Origin of the sequence: Chthonomonas sp. (assembly GCF_035294165.1) — a bacterium.
GTDB lineage: Bacteria > Armatimonadota > Chthonomonadetes > Chthonomonadales > Chthonomonadaceae > Chthonomonas.
Window position 1 is genome coordinate 1 of the sequence record NZ_DATGLN010000147.1, and the last position, 3,734, is coordinate 3,734.

A 3,734-nucleotide genomic window follows, 5' to 3' on the forward strand; every position below is an offset into this window, starting at 1 on the left:
GAAGGAGGACAAGTTGCAGGAGGCGCTGGACGCTTTTCAGCACGCGATTCAACTGAATCCGAAATTTGCCGATGCCTACAACAATTTGGGCGTGGTCTACGAGCGTTTAGGCAAAAAAGATCAGGCGCTGGCCGCCTATCGTAAGGCGGTGGAGATTGACCCCAAAAACCGACCGGCTAGAGCGAATCTCAGACGCCTATCAGGAGAGAAGTAGTGGTGCTGCCCCGATGGGAACGTGGAAAGGGTGTATTGTGCCTTAGACAAACTTCATGGGCACAGCTCTTCGGTAAACCGGTTGCCATTGTATGTCTTACCCTTTGGGGAATGTTGCTTGGGGTATCGGCATTCTGCAGTGGGCCGGCCACGTCGCAAACAGCCCCCACTGCAACCGCAAAGCCCGATGTGAAGCTGCTCTATTTTGGAGAGGATTTGCTGAATCCCGCCGATGGGGGAGATGTGATATTGATGTGTGTGGTCTGTAACCGGGGAGATAGTCCGGTTCCGGGCAACAGCCTGCAGTTGCGTTGCCTTGCTCTGTCTGGACTAGACTATACCTCTGGCGACATCACCCCCCTTCTTCCTGCGTTGGCACCGCATCAGTCCGTGGTCTATCGGTGGCGGCTTGCTCCTACAGGGGAGGGGCCTATGCTGGCTTCGGCCATCCTCCAATCGGCGCAGACACCGGCAGGAGGGGTGCCTGCTGTGCTCCAGATCGCCTCGGCAGCCCCGCCTCCATTGCGCGAGGCGCCTCACTTCGGTGCCCCCTTACCCACGCAAAAGGCACCGGCTGCGGGCATAGATGCCCAAGGGGCTTGGGTAGGTGCAAATCGCATAGGGCTACGTCTGGTTCGCATGCAGGACGGGCGACCACTTCTGCTGCTTTCTACGCGCAACGGTTTGTATTGGCAGATGGCGGGCATCGTGTGGCCTCTCCTTAGGGTCTGCTCGGCAGAGAATGCGATAGAACCGTGGTGGCATGCGTTTTATTGGGAGAACACCCATGTGCAAAATGCCCAAACGAGCGCAACCCTTACCCTTACCGGTTCTGTGGGAAGGCTTTGGCATGCGGAGATAAGCTTTACTGTTCAGCCAAATACAACCTCAGTGGCCTGTAGCCTCCGGCTCGTTGCGCGCTCCGATCTACGTCTCCGCGCGTTGCAGCTGCCGCGGCTGCTTATCCCCAGCACGTTTGCGCCTCCTCCGGCCAACGGCACGCCTTTGGTTCTCAACCAAGACGACCCCAATCCACTGGAGCAAACGCCTCTGGTGGCGGCCTATCATGCCGGTGTGGTAACAAGCGGCATTGTCGCTGCTGCAGCGCCGTTGACAAACCTGCGATGGGAATGCCATCAGGGCAGCGCCGCCGATGTCTCCATTGTCGCCCCAGAATGGAAAGCCGACGGCGGCGATCCGCTTATTTTGGCGAAGGCCTCCCTTGTGGTGAACTTTCGTCTTTTTGCTCTCGCGCCAAGTCTCACGATCAGCGATGCGTTGCGCTTTCAGACCCCATGAAGATACGCTGTTTCGCTAAAATTAACCTGACGCTCGACGTATTCAGCAAGCGTACCGATGGCTATCATTCGCTTGCCACCGTCATGCAGAGCATTGCGCTGCATGACCTGCTTACGCTGTTGCCCTCTGAGTCGCCTGGCATTCGTTTTACGTGTGAAGCACCCGATCAAATAGAGGTACCGACCGATGCAAGCAATTTAGTTTTTCGAGCCGCGCAACTCCTTTGGGAGCGAGCCGAGCAGAAGGGGTGTGCACCTTCGGATGGTTTATCGCTCCATTTACAAAAGCGCGTGCCTTCGCAAGCCGGTTTAGGGGGCGGCAGCAGCGATGCGGCAACAACCTTATGGGCGATTCAACGTTTTTTGCGACTTCCGCTAAGTTCCCAAGAGCTTCATGAGTGCGCTCAGGAACTGGGTTCCGATGTCCCCTTCTTTCTTTTAGGAGGCACCGTGGTGGCCCGAGGACGTGGTGAGCAGCTTACCCCTCTTCCCGACATTCCACCCTTTTGGTTAGTCATAGTGAAGCCGGATATCGGCATCTCCACAAAATGGGCTTATGAAGCGCTTGACTCCCGGCCCGATCGCCGTTCCCATCGGGCCACGAAGCGCATGGAGGAGGCGATTCTTTGCGGGGATTTTGAACGGGCGATGGCCTTTCAGTGTAATGACTTCGAGCAAGTGGTTTTTGAAGCCTACCCACAGTTGGCCTGGCTTGCGGATGAAATGCAGATGGCCGGGGCGCTGCAAACCCATCTTTGCGGCAGTGGTTCCGCCCTTTACGGCGTTTTCTCCGATCAAGGCACTGCCTTACATGGTGCTGAGTTGCTCGGCAAACGCTACCCTCACGTCTACGTTACCCACACGCTCACGCGCGAACGTTTCCATCAACTGCGCCTCATGGAGGAGGGATGATTCCTGTTGTTATTTTGGCAGGTGGTAAGGCCAAACCGGAACTGCAGGCGGTGATAGGCTGCCCTCATCGTGCCCTCGCCGTTGTCAACGGCAAAACCCTGTTGGAGCATGTGGTAGAGGCGATGCAGGAGGCCGGCATAAAGTCTATTTGTGTTGTGGGAGACATGCCTGCGAGTGCTGCCTATCACGTTCTGCCCGATCACGGCGATTTCGTTGCGAACCTTTTTGCGGGGCTGTCTTTTTTTAAGGAGGAGCCTTTCGTTCTGGTCTCTACATGTGACCTGCCCTTTCTCACCGGAAATGTTGTTTTGCGGTTTATAGAGGACTCGCTGCAGCTTGCAAAGCGCGAGCATGCCGGTTTTATTTGGCCTATTGTGCCGGTTTCTCTCTGTTATGAGCGGTTTCCTAATATACGTCGTACCTCTTTACGGATAAGTGAGGGCGTTTTTACGGGGGGCAACTTGGCCCTTATTGCACCTCAGGCGCTTCTCACGCAGCAAGCCAAGATCGCGTCGGCCTACGCGGCCCGAAAAAGCCCTCTTCGCTTGGCACAGCTTCTCGGCGCCTCTGCCTTGCTACGATTGCTTCTTTCTCAGACCCTCTTTCCCTCGCTGTTAACCGTATCGTGGTTGGAAGCGCGAGTTTCCAACTTGCTCGGTAGTCCGGCCCGCGCGTTGCGTTCTGAACATCCGGAATTGGCGACCGATCTCGACAAGCCCGAAGATTTTCGCGGTCTTGAAGAGCAATAGCTTAGAAGTTTCGAGGCCTATTGAAAGCAGGAGGGTTCAACCGTTCTTCAAGCTCCGCTATCCGCCTTTGTACTTCGGTGTTCAGCTCTCCAAGTTGTTTGCGCTGCCAAAGAGTTATAAGCATATTCAACTCTTCGCGCCATCTATATATCTCTTTTCTTCGATAGACAAGCAGTTCTCTCCACAATTTTAGCTTCTCGATAGTATATTCGCCTGCTCGCGTCTTTGGGACTAAGGTGCCGTTCGATTCCGTTTTCCAATGAAGGTCATGATCGCCTTCAGGAGTACAGGGATCGATGAAATAGAGACCATCCGCTATCTGCTCTGGTGAGGGCCAGTTAGCCCCTTTGTTTTCATTACATTCCCTACAGGCCCAGTAGAGGTTGGTATATTCGCATTCTAGGTCAGGGTGGGGATAGATCCCTCGAATCGGTCGAAAATGATCGATGCAGTAGTTAGCCTCGCCTCCTACCATGGTTTCGTGGAGAGTGCAATATGCGCAGCAAAATCGGAAATCTTTGCGTAGCTGAGGGCGATATTTGCGATAATCTTTGTATCTTCG

Annotated in this window: 4 protein-coding genes and 1 pseudogene; 4 read left to right on the forward strand and 1 reads right to left on the reverse strand. The window is 54.9% G+C overall.

What is annotated here, in order from left to right; translation table 11 throughout:
* The 4 genes from VKV29_RS07230 to VKV29_RS07245 form a co-directional block, all read left to right on the forward strand.
* Positions 1 to 214, forward strand: a 214-nt coding sequence (locus tag VKV29_RS07230; RefSeq protein WP_324200635.1) for a tetratricopeptide repeat protein, incomplete at its 5' end; no start/stop codon positions are given.
* A complete protein-coding gene (locus VKV29_RS07235) occupies positions 214 to 1,512 on the forward strand; it encodes a hypothetical protein (RefSeq protein WP_324200636.1) in 1,299 nt (432 codons plus the stop codon). The genes VKV29_RS07230 and VKV29_RS07235, both read left to right, overlap by 1 nt.
* The gene (gene ispE / locus VKV29_RS07240; RefSeq protein WP_324200637.1) at positions 1,509 to 2,423 is read left to right on the forward strand and encodes a 4-(cytidine 5'-diphospho)-2-C-methyl-D-erythritol kinase; all 915 of its coding nucleotides are present in this window, start codon (positions 1,509 to 1,511) and stop codon (positions 2,421 to 2,423) included. Before VKV29_RS07235 ends, ispE begins: the two co-directional genes overlap by 4 nt.
* Complete coding sequence (locus tag VKV29_RS07245; RefSeq protein ID WP_324200638.1) at positions 2,420 to 3,172, forward strand: nucleotidyltransferase family protein; 753 nt, start codon at positions 2,420 to 2,422, stop codon at positions 3,170 to 3,172. Before ispE ends, VKV29_RS07245 begins: the two co-directional genes overlap by 4 nt.
* A gap of 1 nt (position 3,173) precedes the next feature.
* Here the strand turns inward: VKV29_RS07245 and VKV29_RS07250 are convergent.
* A pseudogene (locus VKV29_RS07250) lies at positions 3,174 to 3,734 on the reverse strand (hypothetical protein); the annotation flags it as partial.

Coding starts and splice junctions, on each gene's coding strand:
- ispE (WP_324200637.1), top strand. CDS start 1,509: ATGAAGATACGCTGTTTCGCTAAAATTAACCTGACGCTCGACGTATTC.
- VKV29_RS07245 (WP_324200638.1), top strand. CDS start 2,420: ATGATTCCTGTTGTTATTTTGGCAGGTGGTAAGGCCAAACCGGAACTG.